Below are 14,867 nucleotides of genomic sequence, written 5' to 3'. Positions count from 1 at the left end.
ATAGCCGTTTGTGACTCGGCGATCGGAAATGCCATTTGGCCAGCGGGCGGAACAGCATTTCTCGTCGTTGATAGTTACAAAACGTACCATTAACACATTCACGACTTGCGATTTTGAGGAGGAGACCCGGTCATGAAATTCACCAAGCTCACCACATTGTTGGCGTCTGCAACCTTGGCGGTGTCCGGCACCATTGCTTTTGCGGCTGACTACACCCTGACAATTTCCAGCTGGGCCCCACCCACCCACGGCATCAACGCAAAGATGTGGCCCAAATTCGTCGAAATGGTAGAGGAGGCCACTGACGGGCAGGTCACCGCAGAGCTTAAGCTGGGTATCGCTCCACCGCCTGCGCAGATGGACCTGATTATGGATGGCGCGGCCGATGCCTCGATTATCTTTCATGGCTATCAACCGGGACGCTTCGTCACCACCAAGCTGATCGAACTGCCTGGTTACGAAGGCTCGGCCGAGGACGCTTCGGTTGCCTACTGGCGCGCCTACGACAAGTACTTGAAAGCTGCTGACGAGCATCGTGGTGTCAAAGTCATCGCCTTGCACACGCATGGACCCGCGCAGCTGCATTCCAGCGCGCCAGTAACCACTCTGGATGAGGTTTCGGGCCTGAAAGTACGTATCCCGGGTGGCGTTGGCGGAGACGTTGGTGCGGCGCTTGGTGCGACCGGCATTCAGGTGCCTGCTCCGAAAGTCTATGAAACACTGGCGTCGAAAGCGGCGGACGGTGTCGTCATGCCGCTGGAATCGCGCAAGGGTTTCAAGCTGACAGAGGTTGCGCAGAATGTGTATGAGATGCCCGGTGGTCTTTATCGCGGTTCGTTTGCCTTCATCATGAACGAAGACACCTTCGCAGATCTGCCACCCGAGCTGCAGACGGCGCTGGAAGAAAACGTGTTCGGCGAACCGCTGAGCCGTGAGATCGGCAAAATCTGGGATGAGATCGACGCCACTGGACGTGAGGCAACCGAGGCGGCAGAAGGCAATGCCATCAACGCTGCCACAGATGCGGATATGGAGAAGTTCTCGGCGATCGCCGAAGACATCCGCGGCAAGGTCATCGCCGAGGTTGACGCAACAGGTGTCGACGCTCAGGCCGCATATGACATGATCAAATCGGAAATGTCCTCGAACTGATCCGACTGCAGGGCGGCTCTTGCGCCGCCCTGACTTACCCTGCGCGAGTTTCCCATGACCCCTATTATTCAGCTTGTGCGCCGTGCCAGCGCCCTTCCCGTGATCGTGGCCTGCATTGCACTGTTTATCCTGATGGTAATGACCTTTTGCGACGTGATCCTGCGTTCGGTCTTCAATGCGCCCATTGAGGCCGCCACCGAGCTGACGCGCATTCTGATGGCAATTCTGGTGTTTTCTGTCCTCCCGATCGTCTCCACCACCAATGGCCATATCGCGGTCGATCTGACAGACGGGTTCTTCCACCGTCTGCATCTGTCGCGTGCGCGGGACGTTGTGATCTATGTGGTCAGCGGCATCATGCTGTTCTGGCCGGTCCAGCGCGTTTGGGTCCTGGCCGAGCGAGCGCGGGATTATGGGGATGTAACCGAATATCTTTCAATCCCCACCTACCTGATCGGCTGGTTCATTACCCTGTCTGTTGCCATCACTGCACTGGTGATGATCGCCACTGGGCTGCTAAAGGCCTTCGCCCCAAATACACTGTCGGAGCCTATGTAATGACCGCAGCGCTAATCGGATTTGCGATTGTATTGATCTTGGTGCTGGTGCGCCTTCCTATCGTTTTTGCCATGGGTCTGGTCGGCACATTGGGCTTTGCCTATGAGCGTGGCGGCTCGATCTTTGATGAGCGCGGGATGAAGGCTGCCATGTCCATGGTGGGCCGACAGATCACCGACACTGCGCAGGACTATGGTCTGTCGGTTGTACCGCTGTTCATCCTGATGGGCCTGTTCGTGAACAAGGGCGGCATGGCGCGCGAGCTTTACGCGGTGTCCAACGCCTTTCTTGGCCACATGCGCGGTGGTATTGCCATGGCAACGGTTGCGGCCTGTGGCGGATTTTCGGCTATCTGCGGATCGTCGCTGGCAACCGCCGCCACGATGTCAAAGGTCGCGATGCCGCAGATGCGGCGTTACGGCTATTCCGATGAACTCTCGACCGCCTCGATTGCCGCCGGTGGTACGCTTGGCATTCTGATCCCTCCATCGGTCATTCTGGTCATCTACGGGTTGCTGACCGAGACCTCGATCGGGAAACTGTTCATGGCGGGCATCATCCCTGGCATCCTCGGCATTCTGTTCTACCTCTTCGCCGTGCGCTGGACCGTCTGGCGCAACCCCGAGGCCGGCCCAGCCGGAGAGCGTGCCACATGGTCCGAACGCATCCGTGCGCTGGGTTCGGTTTGGGCGGTGCTGTTGTTGTTCTTCCTAGTGATTGGCGGGCTTTATGGAGCCTTCGATTTTGAGCCCCTAAACCTGACATTCTCACCCACCGAGGCCGCAGGTATGGGGGCCGCTGGGGCCTTTCTGATTGCACTCTTTCGTGGGGGCCTCACGGTTGGCTCGACATTCGAGGTGCTGAAAGAGACCTGCTTTACCGCGTCTGCCCTGTTTGCGGTGTTGATTGGTGCGCAGATATTCTCAAATTTCATCAATCTGGCCGGTTTGCCCGAAGCCCTGATCGCGATGGTGACCGCCTATGATGTGGCTCCGTTTGTCGTGATCCTGATGATCCTTGGTATCTACATCATTCTGGGTTGCGTCTTCGAATCCCTCTCGATGCTGTTGCTGACGGTTCCGATCTTCTTCCCGTTGGTCACGTCTCTGGGCTATGACCCAATCTGGTTTGGCATCGTCGTCGTGGTTGTCACCGAAATCTCGCTGATCACGCCACCCGTTGGCCTGAACGTCTTCATCCTGAAAGGCGTGGTGGGTGACGTCTCGACCGGCACCATATTTCGTGGCGTCACTCCGTTCTGGATCGCCGATATCTTCCGCCTCGCGCTGATCGTGCTGGTGCCCATCGTGGTGCTGTATCTGCCGCAGCAAATGGGCGCTTTGGGACACTAGTCCCACCGCATCAAACAGGAGAACACCATGTCCCTGCATCAGATTTCCAGCTTCGCCGCTGGTACTTGGGTCGCGCCTGGAGAAGGCGCACGCACCATCGCATCCGCCATCACCGGCGCACCGTTTGCCAGCGCTGGCAATGCCGCGCTCGACGTGCAGGCGATGCTTGACTATGCGCGCAATACCGGTGGCCCCGCGCTGCGCAAGTTAACGTTCCACGACCGTGCTCGGATGCTCAAGGCGCTGGCGCAAGAGCTTTCGGCGCATAAACAAGCCCTTTACGGCTTGAGTTTCGAAACCGGAGCTACGCAGAAGGACCACCTGATCGATATCGATGGTGGCATCGGCACGATGTTTGTCTTTGCCTCAAAAGGCCGGCGCGAGATGCCGGATGCGCAGGTTTATCTGGACGGCGAAATCGAGCAGTTGTCACGCAATGGCACCTTTTTGGGGCAGCATATCTGCACGCCCCTGCAAGGGGTCGCGGTTCATATCAACGCCTTCAACTTCCCGGTCTGGGGGATGCTGGAAAAGCTGGCCCCGACGCTGCTGGCTGGCGTGCCTGCAATCGTCAAGCCGGCTACCAACAGTTGCTACGTCACCGAACTGGCAGTGCGGATCATGCTGGATAGCGGCATCCTGCCTGCCGGTGCGCTACAGCTGGTCTCGGGCGGGTTGGGCGACATGCTCGATCACTTGGATTGTCAGGATGTGGTCAGCTTCACAGGCTCGGCGAACACCGCGTTGAAGCTGCGGCAGACGCCTGCGATCTTGCAGAACTCGGTCCGGTTTGTGGCCGAGCAGGACAGCTTGAACGCTTCCATCCTCGGGCCCGATGCCACGCCCGGCACGCCCGAATTTGACCTGTTCGTCAAGGAAGTCTCGCGCGAGATGACCACAAAGGCGGGCCAGAAATGCACTGCGATCCGACGCATCATCGCGCCCCAGCTGCAGGTCGACGCCATAATTGCCGCGCTGTCTGACCGATTGGCAAATATCACCATCGGCGACCCCCGTTCCGACACCACTCACATGGGCGCGCTGGTGTCGAACGGGCAGAAAGCCGACGTTCTGGAAAAGGCAGCTCTGATCGGGCAAGAGGCTGAACGGGTTTATGGCAACCCCGACGCGTTCGACCTGCACGGCCCTGAAACCGGCGCATTCGTTCCCCCGATGCTGTTTTACTGTGCTGACCCCGACAAAGCGCAGCGCGTGCACGATACCGAGGCCTTCGGCCCAGTTTCGACCCTCATGGGCTACCGCGATCTGGATCATGCGGTGGCACTTGCCAATCGCGGGCAGGGGTCTCTGGTCACGTCGCTGATCACTCACGACACAAAGGTCGCGCACAACGTAGTGATGGGGGCCGCAGCCTATAACGGGCGGATTTACATCAACGACCGCGACTCGATGGCTGAATCGACCGGCCACGGATCTCCGCTGCCCCATATGGTGCATGGTGGGCCGGGCCGTGCGGGCGGCGGTGAGGAAATGGGCGGCGTGCGCGGTGTGAAACACTATATGCAGCGCACGGCCATTCAGGGCTCCCCGCGCATGCTCAGTGGTATCAGCACCAAATGGGTGCCCGGAGCGCCCGAAATCCAAGGTCCGGCCCATCCGTTCACCCGTAAATTTGGTGAGTTGCAGGTCGGAGAGACGCTGCACACAGCCCCGCGCACTGTCACGCTGGAGGATATCGAACACTTCGCCAATTTCACCGGCGATACCTTTTATGCGCATATGGACGAGGACGCGGCGGCGCGAAATCCGTTCTTCCCCGGTCGGGTAGCGCATGGCTATCTGTTGCTCAGTTTTGCGGCGGGCCTATTTGTTGAACCGAACGAGGGGCCGGTGCTGGCCAATACCGGACTGGATGGGCTGCGGTTCATGAAGCCCGTTGTTGCTGGCGACAGCATCAAGGTGCGCCTGACGGTAAAGCAGAAAACCCCACGCAATGACGATTATGGCGAGGTTCGCTGGCACGTGTCCCTGACCAATCAAGATGACGAACCGGTCGCAGAATACGAGCTTCTGACCATGAACGCCCGCTGACCCGCTGTACTACCTGTTTTTCTTATTGGGCCTAATGGGTTAAACTGGGTCCATGACCGAAAAGACCTCGTGGTTCGAAACGGCTGTGGCCGAACTGGCGGACCCGCAAGACCAGCGGGTCTGGTCGATTATCGTCTCGCTGTTTGGTGACATGGCACAAGAGCCCGGCGCGCAAATCTCGGGCGGTGTTCTGACCCGGATAATTGAGCCGATGGGCATCAAACCCGAAGCGATCCGCGTCGCTCTGCACCGGCTGCGCAAGGACGGCTGGATTGAAAGTGACCGGATTGGACGCGTTTCGCGCCATGTCCTCTCGGAATTCGGCCGGACGCAATCCGCCGCCGTCACGCCGCGCATATATGCGCGCGGTCCTTCGCCCATTGAAAATTGGCATCTTCTGATCGCCGAGGATGGATCGGGCACACAAGTGCTTGAAGACGTGATGCTCAGCGACGACTATATCCCTATTGGGCGCAACGTAGCGATGGGTGCGGGGCCTGTGTCCGATCAGTCAGACGGTTTGCTGGCCTTGGACATCTCTCCGCACGCAGCTCCCAAATGGGTGCAGGATCGGTTGTGTCCACCCGAATTGCGCGCCTCTTGCAAGGCTCTTCTGGGCGCGGTCGAACGCGCCGCGAAGTCCCGTCCCGAAGGCTGGGCGCCAACCCCCTTGCAGAGCGCAACACTGCGCACCCTGCTGGTGCATCGGTGGCGGCGCGTCGTGCTACGCCAGCCGGACTTACCTTTGGCTTTTTATCCTGTTGATTGGGCTGGCCCTGCTTGTCGCGATAGCGTGTTCGGGCTGCTTGATTTGCTGCCACGACCGTCAGCTGATGTGTTGAGCGGAAGTGGTTGAACGCTGAGCGGTCTGTTCAACCATATTATCAGTGCGGCGCACATACCGGGTGCTGGGAGCTTTTCTGACCAAGTCATACCAATTTACAAACCAATAATTAGGTTGCGGTTATCTGCCTGCCAATTCAGCCGTTCAGAAAACGCATGGTGCAATCGGGCCCCGGGCAATACCATCGCCTGAGCAAACCTACCGGAGATCCGTGATGTCGATTTTGCTAACGATTGTCTTGTTGCTGATGTCCCTTTTGCTGGGGATGCACATCTGGACTCGTCGCCTAACGCGGCAGGGCACCGAAATGGTGCCGCAACTGGGGCGGATCGTGCCCGTTCACGGTGGCAGCATTCACTATGTCGAAAAAGGCGACCCTTCCAACCCGACAATTGTCATGATCCATGGCCTATCAGGCCAATTGCAGCATTTTACGTATGCATTGGTGGATGATCTTGCTCGGGATTATCACGTTCTCGCGGTTGACCGTCCGGGCTGTGGCTATTCCACGCGCGATGCTGCCCAGTTGGCGGAATTGCCCGAACAAGCCCGCATGATCCACGAGTTTCTGGAAATAAAGAACGTCGATCAAGCCACACTGGTCGGTCATTCTCTAGGTGGCGCCGTGTCTCTTGCGATGGCACTGGATTATCCCGACAACACGGCGGCGTTGGCGCTTCTGGCCCCCTTGACGCAACAAATGCCGGAACCGCCCGCCGTTTTCAAACCACTTGAAATCCGTACCGAGTGGCTGCGCAACCTTATTGGCAATACAATCGCCGTCCCGATGGCCCGAAAAACCGCACCCCTCGTGCTGAAAGACGTCTTCGCACCCGAGCCCGCGCCCTCAGACTTCCTGAACCGTGCTGGGGGTGCCCTTGGTCTTCGCCCCTCGGCCTTTATCACCGCCTCACAGGATGTTGTTGGGGTAGAGGCCAGCATGGGTGCCCTGACTTCACGCTATAACGATCTGCGCGTGCCCGGAGGCATCCTGTTCGGCACAGAGGACCCGATCCTGTCCGCCGAGCTACACGGTGCTACAATGACGAAATTCGGCCTGACCTTTGAGGTCCTGGAACACCGGGGTCACATGATACTCATCACAGAACCCGAAATCTGCGCGCGTTTCATCCGCCAGATCGCCGAGAATTCCCGCACCCGGCTGGCAGAGCAGGATGCGCATTGAACAACGCAATAAAGAATCTCGGCAGGCACGCTTTTCCCTCTTGACCCTCCCCGGCCCCTCGCTTAAATCGCCTCACACTCGTGGCGGAGTAGCTCAGTTGGTTAGAGCAGCGGAATCATAATCCGCGTGTCGGGGGTTCAAGTCCCTCCTCCGCTACCAAATCACCAACATAAAACATTGAAAAAATGTAAAAAATATTATTCTTGAGTTTCTACCATCACCCTTACCACTATTTGTCCGATATTCAGCAGCATTTGATCAGTGGAGCTCGAGATTCTCATCTGGCTAGTAAGATTCGAAAACCGCTATAGGACTTCCCCAGAGAGTGGCGGTCGCTAGCTGTCCAGCTTGAACTATATGCCCCTATCCGATTAGAGGTTTTCTGGATACGACCGATGGAATTCAGCTACGCTGAAAAGTCACAAATAACTATGTCCGACTAATCCGCTTTGTCCAAAACCCATCTTCCGTTTGGCTTCAAAATTGCATTGGTGTTTTGCAGAGCACTTGATAGCTGTTGACGATCGCAACTCCTTTTCATTTTCTCGGATACCCTTATCCTCAAAAGGTCGAAACTGCACCCGCCTTCGGCCTCCTCTACAGCCTCCTCCAATGTCTCTTTCAATGCCGCCGGAAGTGATGTTCTTCTATCGTCGTTCCAATGCGAAAGATAGACATTCCGCCCACTGCTTACTCGAAGCTCCGAGGAAAGTGAGAGCAAGCTAAACAAAGCCTCCGGATCCATCGTGGGGAGCCCGGGTAGGTATTTATCAATTTCAGATATGTGTATTCCATGATTCAAGGAATTAAGAGTATTGCAGGCATAACTAGCTAACCGCGGTTGGTCGTTTCTCTGTGCCTGTGCCATCCTATACCCGACAGCTTCTATAACGCGCAGATGGTAGTGAACCCGGTCACTAGCCACATCTAACTTGAGAATTCGGTGCTTTGAGGCTGCAATGACCCCATTCAGGTCGCCGAACTCAGCCAGCAGACGTTTTGCCAATGGCTTAATGTCGATCCTCGGAATTGCTTTGAAAAGTAGCAGCTCTGAAAGCTCATATTCCGGCATTGGATCGTGACCGCCTTTGAGAAAGCGTTGCCGCAGTCGCTCGCGATGCCCCCAATTGTGAGGCCGGTTAGCCCCGTCGTCGTCTTTAATCAGGCCACCACCAGCAGCATTCTTTCGTGAAAGTCGGTCTCGATACACGTATGACGGCGGGTGTGCAGGTTCGGTTATGGCGTTAGGTGGTGGGCTGCGTGCGTACAACTCATCCAATCCCTTCAATTCTTCCTCTGAAAATCCGTTGTGATCGTCATACTTGACCAGCTTGCCGAACCTTTTTCTATCTCAGCCTATTACCTCTTTTAAATTGTCCAGTATTGCCGACTTTTTCATGGTTACCGCTTGATGCACCAGCCCATGGCCCATGCCCACAAGTTGGTTAACGAGTGGTAAAAGCTTATTATTTGTTGCGAACACGTGGTTGAATTCATCATGTTCGTTCGAACTGATGCAGCCAGACTTAGGTGAAGATAAACTCGTCCGTCAAAAGGAGTGTCTTTGTGTAGTGCCGACCGCGAGGCTCAAGTGCTGAAGGGCGCGTAGGAGTGTTAGCGGCTCGGTCAGCAAATCCGATGTGGAGTTTGCGGCGCTTAGGTCTACTGAGCAAGAAAAACACTGCGGCACGCGTGCCGACAAGGTCACTAGGTATCGCGACCAGTTCAGTTCTTGTCCGAGAATGCTGAGCCATTCTCTACTCCAATTGTCTGAGCATGCAGGACAATAACTCAATCGGTATTCGGTCGCAGCAAAATTTCCTGTTGCTAAAAGAAACGGCAAATTGGTGCTCAATGAGTGCATCTCAAAAACCTCCTTTGAGTCTTATTTGTTCCCTTCTTGTTCTTTCTTTTTTGGGTATTATGACACCTCAATGGCATCGATATAGGGGCAGAACATGGAAGCGCACACGAAACAATTCAGAAGTCAGAACAGAGGGCGAATGTACGTTTAGCAATATGGAAAAAGCACACTTTAGAAAGCAAAGGCCCCGCCTAAGCGGGGCCGTTACAGATAGGTCGAGAACAACACAGCAAGCCGCTCTTTGTTGCGTTGAGACGTAAACGGCGTCCTCTGCATGGCTTCGTGAATTTGCGCCACAAAGCTTAGGTCCAATCTGCCGATGATACCGCCTCGATTGAGTGCATCGTCGATTTCGAGCTCGTCGATTTCGCTCAAGGTAAGGCGGGGTCCGCTCATGGCCGAGAGTCGTGCAGCGTGGGTTTCATTCGACGAAAGAAGCGTTTAGCCTCCTCTATATGAAAAAAATTGTCCAACTGGCTTTGGTCTCATTCGCTGTGGCCACGGGCACCGGTGCAAAATCCGGGTGTCTGAGAACGAACCCAGTTTATGTGGCGTTTCTATCTTTGCATTGAAAGTGGTGGGTTTCCATTGCTTCACGTCTTCCTGGAACCAGTGCGGTACAAGCCGCCAGTGGGCCGTAGAGCTAATAAGTCGGTCGTCATGGATGGAACGCTATATCCAACATTTAAGTTGGCTTGAGTTTCAGCTCATGGACAGGTCTTGGGCGTTTGGATCGCGCTCAGTTGGGATAGGAACGCCGTTCACGTTCCAGTTCTGCAGGGCATAGAGTTCCGCCCATGTCATTTCAGGTCTGCCGAAGCGTCCACACATTCGGATAGCATAGCGGAGCGGAGAAACACTTAGTAAACATTTTTGTTAATTCAAGCCAAGAAACTAGTTTGGCGAGTCCTCACGCTATTCCACCAAGCTTTGCGTGGAAATCAAACAGAATGGCGACCCCGGGAGGATTGGGCCACCATTCTCACTCAGCAGGATAGCCGTTTCTGGGGGGGCAAGACCCCTGCCTCTTCTGCAACCTGAATCTCGTTTTGATCCAGTGTACCATCGCCATTGGCGTCCATGGCAGAAAAAGTCTCTGCATCAACGTTCGGGGCAACAGCCTGCACCTCTTCGATGGTCAGTACACCATCTCCGTTAGCGTCTGCAGATTGTGCGGTGACCAAAGTGGGTAATGCAAAGGCGACTGCTGCAAGAACTGCGACTTGTTTGGTTTTCATTGTATTCGCTCCTAAGCAAGAATTGAGCATTTCTGTCCTGACACGGACTAGAAATATGCTTGTGCACGCAGCGTCGACCGTCATACGTGAATCGTAAGTGTATGCGCCAATCTCCGCGTGTTTTCTTGAGTCGCTCGCACAAAGATCTGCGGGGCAAAAAATCCCCTAATATGGCTAGGTAATTAATGCCCGAGCTGAACCGTGTAACATGGCAATGCTCCGCTCAAAGCCTCTGACATGTTTGGTTTCGCGAGTGGTGGTCTTCAATAATGCTGAAAACCATCAGGAATGTTGAGATCGAATATCATTTAGTGGACAAAGCGGCCTTTGACTGCTGCTGTGCCAAAAGCCGCATCCATGATACGTTTACTGTTTTCCTCCTATTAGAACGCGCGACTTAGTTTCTCCAGCATGTTGTCAGCTATTTGATCAAACAAACTTAGTTTCTAGGGCGCGGGGCAATGGAAAGATGTCGTGAAAAATGAACTGGAAAATGTCCTTCCAAAGTTCAGATATTGAACGACGTACTTTTGAGTTAATTGCCCAGGTTCCTTGCAAAAAGAACATGATTGGTTGCTCAGACCCGATTGCCTGCGTCAAGCACTATTTGTGACGTCTGACCGCGCGTTCAACGGCTTGGATTGATTGACGAATATCCTCGGATGTTGTGCGGTGATTGACCAAGGCTGCACGTAGACACGCCTTGCCTTTGATGACGGTTGTTGAGAATACGGCATCACCAGAAAGCTGAAGCTCGGCTGCGATTTTGTTCACGTCTCCATAGGCAATGTAGAAACAGCAAATATTAGAAGTGACGGGAAACGAAAGGTCCAAAACATCAGATGCCTCGACCAGCTCAGCCATCAATGCAGTCTGCTTGCAGTTGTTCGTAATGGACGCAGAGAAGGCCTGTGTTCCGATCGATTTAATCGCGGCCCAGACCTTAAGGGCGCGAAATCCGCGCGAAAGCTCCAGCCCATAGTCGCAGAACCACAGATCGCCTCCTCCAAGCCCTTCATTTTGTTGTTCAAGGTAGCTAGGGCGTGACGTAAACGTGTCGAAATGCAGGGAGCGATCGTAGATCATGCAGGCTCCGCAGTCATAAGGAACGGACATCCATTTGTGAAAATCACATGAGATCGAATTTGCCCGTTCCATCCCGTCAACAAGCTGTGCCCAAGGATGATCCGCGAGTCGTGTCCAAAATCCAAAGGCGGCATCCACATGAAGCCAGATATTTTGGTCTACACAAAAATCCGCAATCTCGTTTAAACTATCAAACGAACCTGTGTTGACCGAACCCGCTGTGCCAATCACGGCCAAAGGAACGCGATCAATGGACTTGTCTTTTGCAACAGCGCGTTTCAATGATGCAATATCCATCCTCATGTCATCGTCTGTGTCGACAACATGAATTGCATCTGTCCCGTAGCCCATCGATTCAAGCGCCTTACCGATACACGAGTGCGTACCGCGGCGCACGTAGACAGCTACGCTTGGCAGCGCTCGAATACCGGTCTTTCTAACGTCATGACCAAATTGCTTGTTTCGCGCCGCCGTCAGCGCTAAGATCGTCGCTTGCGACGTACCAGTCGTTAGAATGGCAGATGCACTCTCGGGCAATCCAGAAACGCCAAGCAGCCAATCCAGCGTGACCCGCTCGACTTCGATGGCCCCGTGATCGCGGCCGCCGCAGTTGCTGTTCATCGTGGCTGCAACCAATTCTGCCCCAACGGAAACCGGCAGTCCGGCCCCATGCACCCAACCGAAGAACCGTGGATGCGTGTTGCCGGTCGCGTAGGGCATGATGTCATCAGCCAACTGAGCGAACGTTTGCTTAATACCAACACCAACGGCCTCTCGCGTCAGGGACAAGCGACCGGCAAACCCGTCAGGCTTAGGTTGCCAAGGCAAGTCCCTCGCGCATTTCATTCGAGCTATGCATTGATCCATTAACTTGTGCAAATGATGGCTAAAATCATCCCAGTCTTTCGGATCCAAATGGTTGCCTTCAGAAGTCATAGCAAAGCCTTTTTTGATGGGCGATTGTCGATAGCATTAGAACATCGCAGATCTGCGATACAAGCCGCGTTAGGTTTGCGGTCTTCAGATGGGGCGGGTCAATTGAGACCTGCCGCCGATCTTACTGAGATTATCCGCTTTGCTATGAGGCGCAGAGCTAACGAAAGCCGACTTTGGTTCAGTCTGTAGGAACAGTAACTCTGGGCTCAAACCAGCCATCTGACATATTAGGTTGGAAATTAACGCGGTTCTAACGGTTTGATGCCTGCCTCGCGGACAAGCCATCGTTTCGCTACGCCTGCTCAAAGGCCCACTTCATTAAAATGCGCCAGCGCTAGAAAGTCGTTTCTGCCAGTGAGTGAAGGCAACGGGTATGTCTATACTACAAAGAGAAGGAACCCCAGTTCTTGAGCAGGAAGCCTTCATTTACCGACTCACGCACTACCAGTGGTTTGGATTATCTAGTGGACCAACGCATCGAGAAGTGCCTTTGAGTGGGGTGAATTGATCTGCTGTCAGGGATTGACCAAGCCATCCCTCCGGATACTGGAGTGGCAAAGGCGGCTGAGCATCGGCTTCTGTAATGTGAGCGAAGCCCACCTTCGAATAGAAGTTGTTTTCCCCGTAGGTCAAAGCAACATCAACCCCACTGTCTCTTAGAGCTTGAAGCGCGTGACCAATCAGGCGTTGTCCAAGCCCTTTACCCTGCCGATCGGTTGAGACCGCGACTGGCGCCAGAATGAATACCGTTCGATCATCTTCCGGATATGTCATCCGTGTGAAGATGATGCTGGCCAAGACGTCCCCGTTCTCAACCGCAGAGAACACGAGCATGTCGTTAGTGGTCAGCGAAGACAGCATTTCGGTGACCAACGCCTTTATCAGTCCGCCAGCTTTGGGTCCTTCCGATGCGGAGAATGTGTCCAAAAACATCGAGATAATGTCATCAGTTATTTCATTGTATTCAGTTGTGATTTCCATGGTCTTTCACTGCGGATCAGTTTATCTTTGGTTGAACCCCAGTCCAGTCCGACAATGGAACGAATGTCGGGTATGCGGGACAAAGCTGCCTTTTGCTGGTGCAGCGTCATTTGCCTTATTGAAGCGAGATTGCCAATGACAGTCTTCACAGCGCCGGAGTATCACTGCGCAAGCCTGCATCAATAAATCGTGAATAGAGTCACTGCGATCTAAGGCTGGCGCAGACATCATCGCGTGCCGCTCCCAGATATTGCTCGTGTTGTTGCGTCCCTAAAACGCCATCGCTCAGGTTGCATGCTGCCTTGGTGCTCAGAACATCCCAAATACGCACTATTCCGTCTTCACCGGAACTTGCAAACTGCTGCCCATCTGGATGATTTGCTAGACGCCAGATGGCTCCTGCATGTGCATTTGGAATGCGGCCAATCAATTTTCCAAAGCTCAGGTCCCAGACATGTTGCCCACCGCTTCTGTCGGATGCTACTAGGCTGGCGCCATCGTGCAAAAAAAGGAGGTCCGTGGCTCCGCGGGCATGGCCTGTGAAGTTCTGCAGTCGCATTCCATCTTCCAGACGCCAGACTGACACTGTTTCGTCGCTGTCCGCAGCGGCCAGCAGTGATCCATCGGGGTTGAAGGCCACTGACCAAACGAGATTATCCGATACCTTCAAAGTCAGGGGCATTGCAGTCTGGTCAGTTGGCCAAACGAGCACTTCACCCATGCTTGTGGAAACCGCTATTCTAGATGAATCAGCGTGCATGGTTGCTCTGGTAACACTACCGTAGTCGAGCGCAAAGCGACGCAGTGTTTCAGCGGTTGAAACATCAATCAGATGCGCACCACCTTCCGCACCAGCTAGAAGGCTACTTCCATTTGATGTGAAAGATAGCGACCAGATTGCTTCGCCGAGCGCAGGAAATCTAATTTGAGCGCCCAAAAAGTCAGGCGACGAAATTACGATCTGCCCTTTGCGGTCCGCGGTCGCCAACTGCCTGTAGACCCCTTATTTTCTTATCTCAGACACAATTCAAACACGCTGCACCGATACAAGCAGGTGAGGCGCGTCGTGATGGGATTAGCGATTTCAATGAGGGGGTACGAGTTTGACGCGTCGTAACTCCAGCCTGTGGGGCTACCCTCTAGGAAATTGAATCTTTGGTGCGATAGCTTAAGATCGTCAAGAAGTGCGAGAAATCACATGCTCTCAATTAACCCGCGTGGGCCATTATAGACAGAACTTGGTGGAAAAATGCTGACGCGTTTGTTGTTGATTCTGGCGATTCTTTTGCCCGCGCCACTCGCTGCAAATCCTATAGCAGCGGACGAACTAAACACGTTTCGCAAAAGCCAAGGGCTTCAAGGGTTAGTCTATAGTCGGAAGTTGGAGAAAGCCGCCAAGTCTCATGCTGAGGACATGGTGAAGAAGGGGTTCTTTTCGCATACCGGCTCCAATGGGTCTGACGTGGACCAAAGGGTGCGCAAGGCAGGCTACGAATGGTGTTTTGTGGCTGAGAACATCGCCAAGGGTGTGAATCGGCATGCAAAATTGACCCACTTAGGTGGGTTATGAGCGAATAAAATTGACCCACCTGTTTTCGTTAAGATCCGCACAAAAGTG

General features: G+C 54.3%; 13 protein-coding genes and 1 tRNA gene. 8 read left to right on the top strand and 6 right to left on the bottom strand.

Annotated elements, in window-relative coordinates; genetic code table 11:
• The first annotated feature begins 132 nt into the window (after positions 1–132).
• The 7 genes from ACRZ96_RS20510 to ACRZ96_RS20480 all read left to right on the top strand — a co-directional run bounded on the left by ACRZ96_RS20510 (position 133) and on the right by ACRZ96_RS20480 (position 7,303).
• On the top strand, positions 133–1,152 hold the full coding sequence (locus tag ACRZ96_RS20510) for a TRAP transporter substrate-binding protein (protein ID WP_170397704.1): 1,020 nt from the start codon (positions 133–135) through the stop codon (positions 1,150–1,152).
• 54 nt (positions 1,153–1,206) lie between these two features.
• A complete protein-coding gene (locus ACRZ96_RS20505) occupies positions 1,207–1,710 on the top strand; it encodes a TRAP transporter small permease (protein WP_170397701.1) in 504 nt (167 codons plus the stop codon).
• Positions 1,710–3,062 carry a TRAP transporter large permease gene (locus tag ACRZ96_RS20500; RefSeq protein ID WP_170397698.1) on the top strand — a complete coding sequence of 451 codons (1,353 nt, stop codon included), beginning with the start codon at positions 1,710–1,712 and terminating at the stop codon, positions 3,060–3,062. Before ACRZ96_RS20505 ends, ACRZ96_RS20500 begins: the two co-directional genes overlap by 1 nt.
• A gap of 27 nt (positions 3,063–3,089) precedes the next feature.
• Positions 3,090–5,114 (top strand): phenylacetic acid degradation bifunctional protein PaaZ, encoded by a 2,025-nt coding sequence (paaZ, locus tag ACRZ96_RS20495; protein ID WP_480815037.1) that lies wholly within the window; start codon positions 3,090–3,092, stop codon positions 5,112–5,114.
• Between the two features lie 52 nt (positions 5,115–5,166).
• Positions 5,167–5,970 carry a PaaX family transcriptional regulator C-terminal domain-containing protein gene (locus ACRZ96_RS20490; protein WP_170511240.1) on the top strand — a complete coding sequence of 268 codons (804 nt, stop codon included), beginning with the start codon at positions 5,167–5,169 and terminating at the stop codon, positions 5,968–5,970.
• 202 nt (positions 5,971–6,172) lie between these two features.
• Positions 6,173–7,144 carry an alpha/beta fold hydrolase gene (locus tag ACRZ96_RS20485; RefSeq protein WP_480815036.1) on the top strand — a complete coding sequence of 324 codons (972 nt, stop codon included), beginning with the start codon at positions 6,173–6,175 and terminating at the stop codon, positions 7,142–7,144.
• An 82-nt stretch (positions 7,145–7,226) separates the two neighbouring features.
• A tRNA-Met gene (locus tag ACRZ96_RS20480) sits at positions 7,227–7,303 on the top strand.
• Between the two features lie 280 nt (positions 7,304–7,583).
• Here the strand turns inward: ACRZ96_RS20480 and ACRZ96_RS20475 are convergent.
• From ACRZ96_RS20475 to ACRZ96_RS20450, 6 genes are all read right to left on the bottom strand, one after another.
• Positions 7,584–8,216 carry a JAB domain-containing protein gene (locus tag ACRZ96_RS20475; protein WP_480815035.1) on the bottom strand — a complete coding sequence of 211 codons (633 nt, stop codon included), beginning with the start codon at positions 8,214–8,216 and terminating at the stop codon, positions 7,584–7,586.
• 996 nt (positions 8,217–9,212) lie between these two features.
• Positions 9,213–9,404: a hypothetical protein gene (locus tag ACRZ96_RS20470; protein WP_170799676.1), complete on the bottom strand. Its 192-nt coding sequence runs from the start codon at positions 9,402–9,404 to the stop codon at positions 9,213–9,215.
• A 590-nt stretch (positions 9,405–9,994) separates the two neighbouring features.
• Positions 9,995–10,246 carry an EF-hand domain-containing protein gene (locus ACRZ96_RS20465; RefSeq protein ID WP_480815034.1) on the bottom strand — a complete coding sequence of 84 codons (252 nt, stop codon included), beginning with the start codon at positions 10,244–10,246 and terminating at the stop codon, positions 9,995–9,997.
• A gap of 603 nt (positions 10,247–10,849) precedes the next feature.
• Positions 10,850–12,121: a pyridoxal phosphate-dependent decarboxylase family protein gene (locus tag ACRZ96_RS20460; protein WP_480705695.1), complete on the bottom strand. Its 1,272-nt coding sequence runs from the start codon at positions 12,119–12,121 to the stop codon at positions 10,850–10,852.
• A gap of 588 nt (positions 12,122–12,709) precedes the next feature.
• Positions 12,710–13,249, bottom strand: a complete 540-nt coding sequence (locus ACRZ96_RS20455) for a GNAT family N-acetyltransferase (protein WP_170799680.1) — start codon at positions 13,247–13,249, stop codon at positions 12,710–12,712.
• A 199-nt stretch (positions 13,250–13,448) separates the two neighbouring features.
• On the bottom strand, positions 13,449–14,237 hold the full coding sequence (locus ACRZ96_RS20450; RefSeq protein ID WP_480815033.1) for a WD40 repeat domain-containing protein: 789 nt from the start codon (positions 14,235–14,237) through the stop codon (positions 13,449–13,451).
• Between the two features lie 261 nt (positions 14,238–14,498).
• Here ACRZ96_RS20450 and ACRZ96_RS20445 point away from each other — a divergent pair, with 261 nt between their 5' ends.
• Positions 14,499–14,819 (top strand): CAP domain-containing protein, encoded by a 321-nt coding sequence (locus tag ACRZ96_RS20445; protein WP_480815032.1) that lies wholly within the window; start codon positions 14,499–14,501, stop codon positions 14,817–14,819.
• Positions 14,820–14,867 lie beyond the last annotated feature (48 nt).

Source organism: Ruegeria sp. CF1, assembly GCF_056537445.1.
The sequence above is the reverse complement of the archived record's forward strand: the minus strand, read 5'-3'. Positions and strand labels throughout refer to the sequence as shown.

Bases quoted from the DNA above. Each gene is read 5' to 3' on its own strand.
- ACRZ96_RS20500 (WP_170397698.1), top strand. From the start codon at position 1,710: ATGACCGCAGCGCTAATCGGATTTGCGATTGTATTGATCTTGGTGCTG.
- ACRZ96_RS20455 (WP_170799680.1), bottom strand. From the start codon at position 13,249: ATGGAAATCACAACTGAATACAATGAAATAACTGATGACATTATCTCG.
- ACRZ96_RS20510 (WP_170397704.1), top strand. From the start codon at position 133: ATGAAATTCACCAAGCTCACCACATTGTTGGCGTCTGCAACCTTGGCG.
- ACRZ96_RS20465 (WP_480815034.1), bottom strand. From the start codon at position 10,246: ATGAAAACCAAACAAGTCGCAGTTCTTGCAGCAGTCGCCTTTGCATTA.
- ACRZ96_RS20470 (WP_170799676.1), bottom strand. From the start codon at position 9,404: ATGAGCGGACCCCGCCTTACCTTGAGCGAAATCGACGAGCTCGAAATC.
- ACRZ96_RS20505 (WP_170397701.1), top strand. From the start codon at position 1,207: ATGACCCCTATTATTCAGCTTGTGCGCCGTGCCAGCGCCCTTCCCGTG.
- ACRZ96_RS20445 (WP_480815032.1), top strand. From the start codon at position 14,499: ATGCTGACGCGTTTGTTGTTGATTCTGGCGATTCTTTTGCCCGCGCCA.
- ACRZ96_RS20485 (WP_480815036.1), top strand. From the start codon at position 6,173: ATGTCGATTTTGCTAACGATTGTCTTGTTGCTGATGTCCCTTTTGCTG.
- ACRZ96_RS20475 (WP_480815035.1), bottom strand. From the start codon at position 8,216: ATGCCGGAATATGAGCTTTCAGAGCTGCTACTTTTCAAAGCAATTCCG.
- ACRZ96_RS20490 (WP_170511240.1), top strand. From the start codon at position 5,167: ATGACCGAAAAGACCTCGTGGTTCGAAACGGCTGTGGCCGAACTGGCG.
- paaZ (WP_480815037.1), top strand. From the start codon at position 3,090: ATGTCCCTGCATCAGATTTCCAGCTTCGCCGCTGGTACTTGGGTCGCG.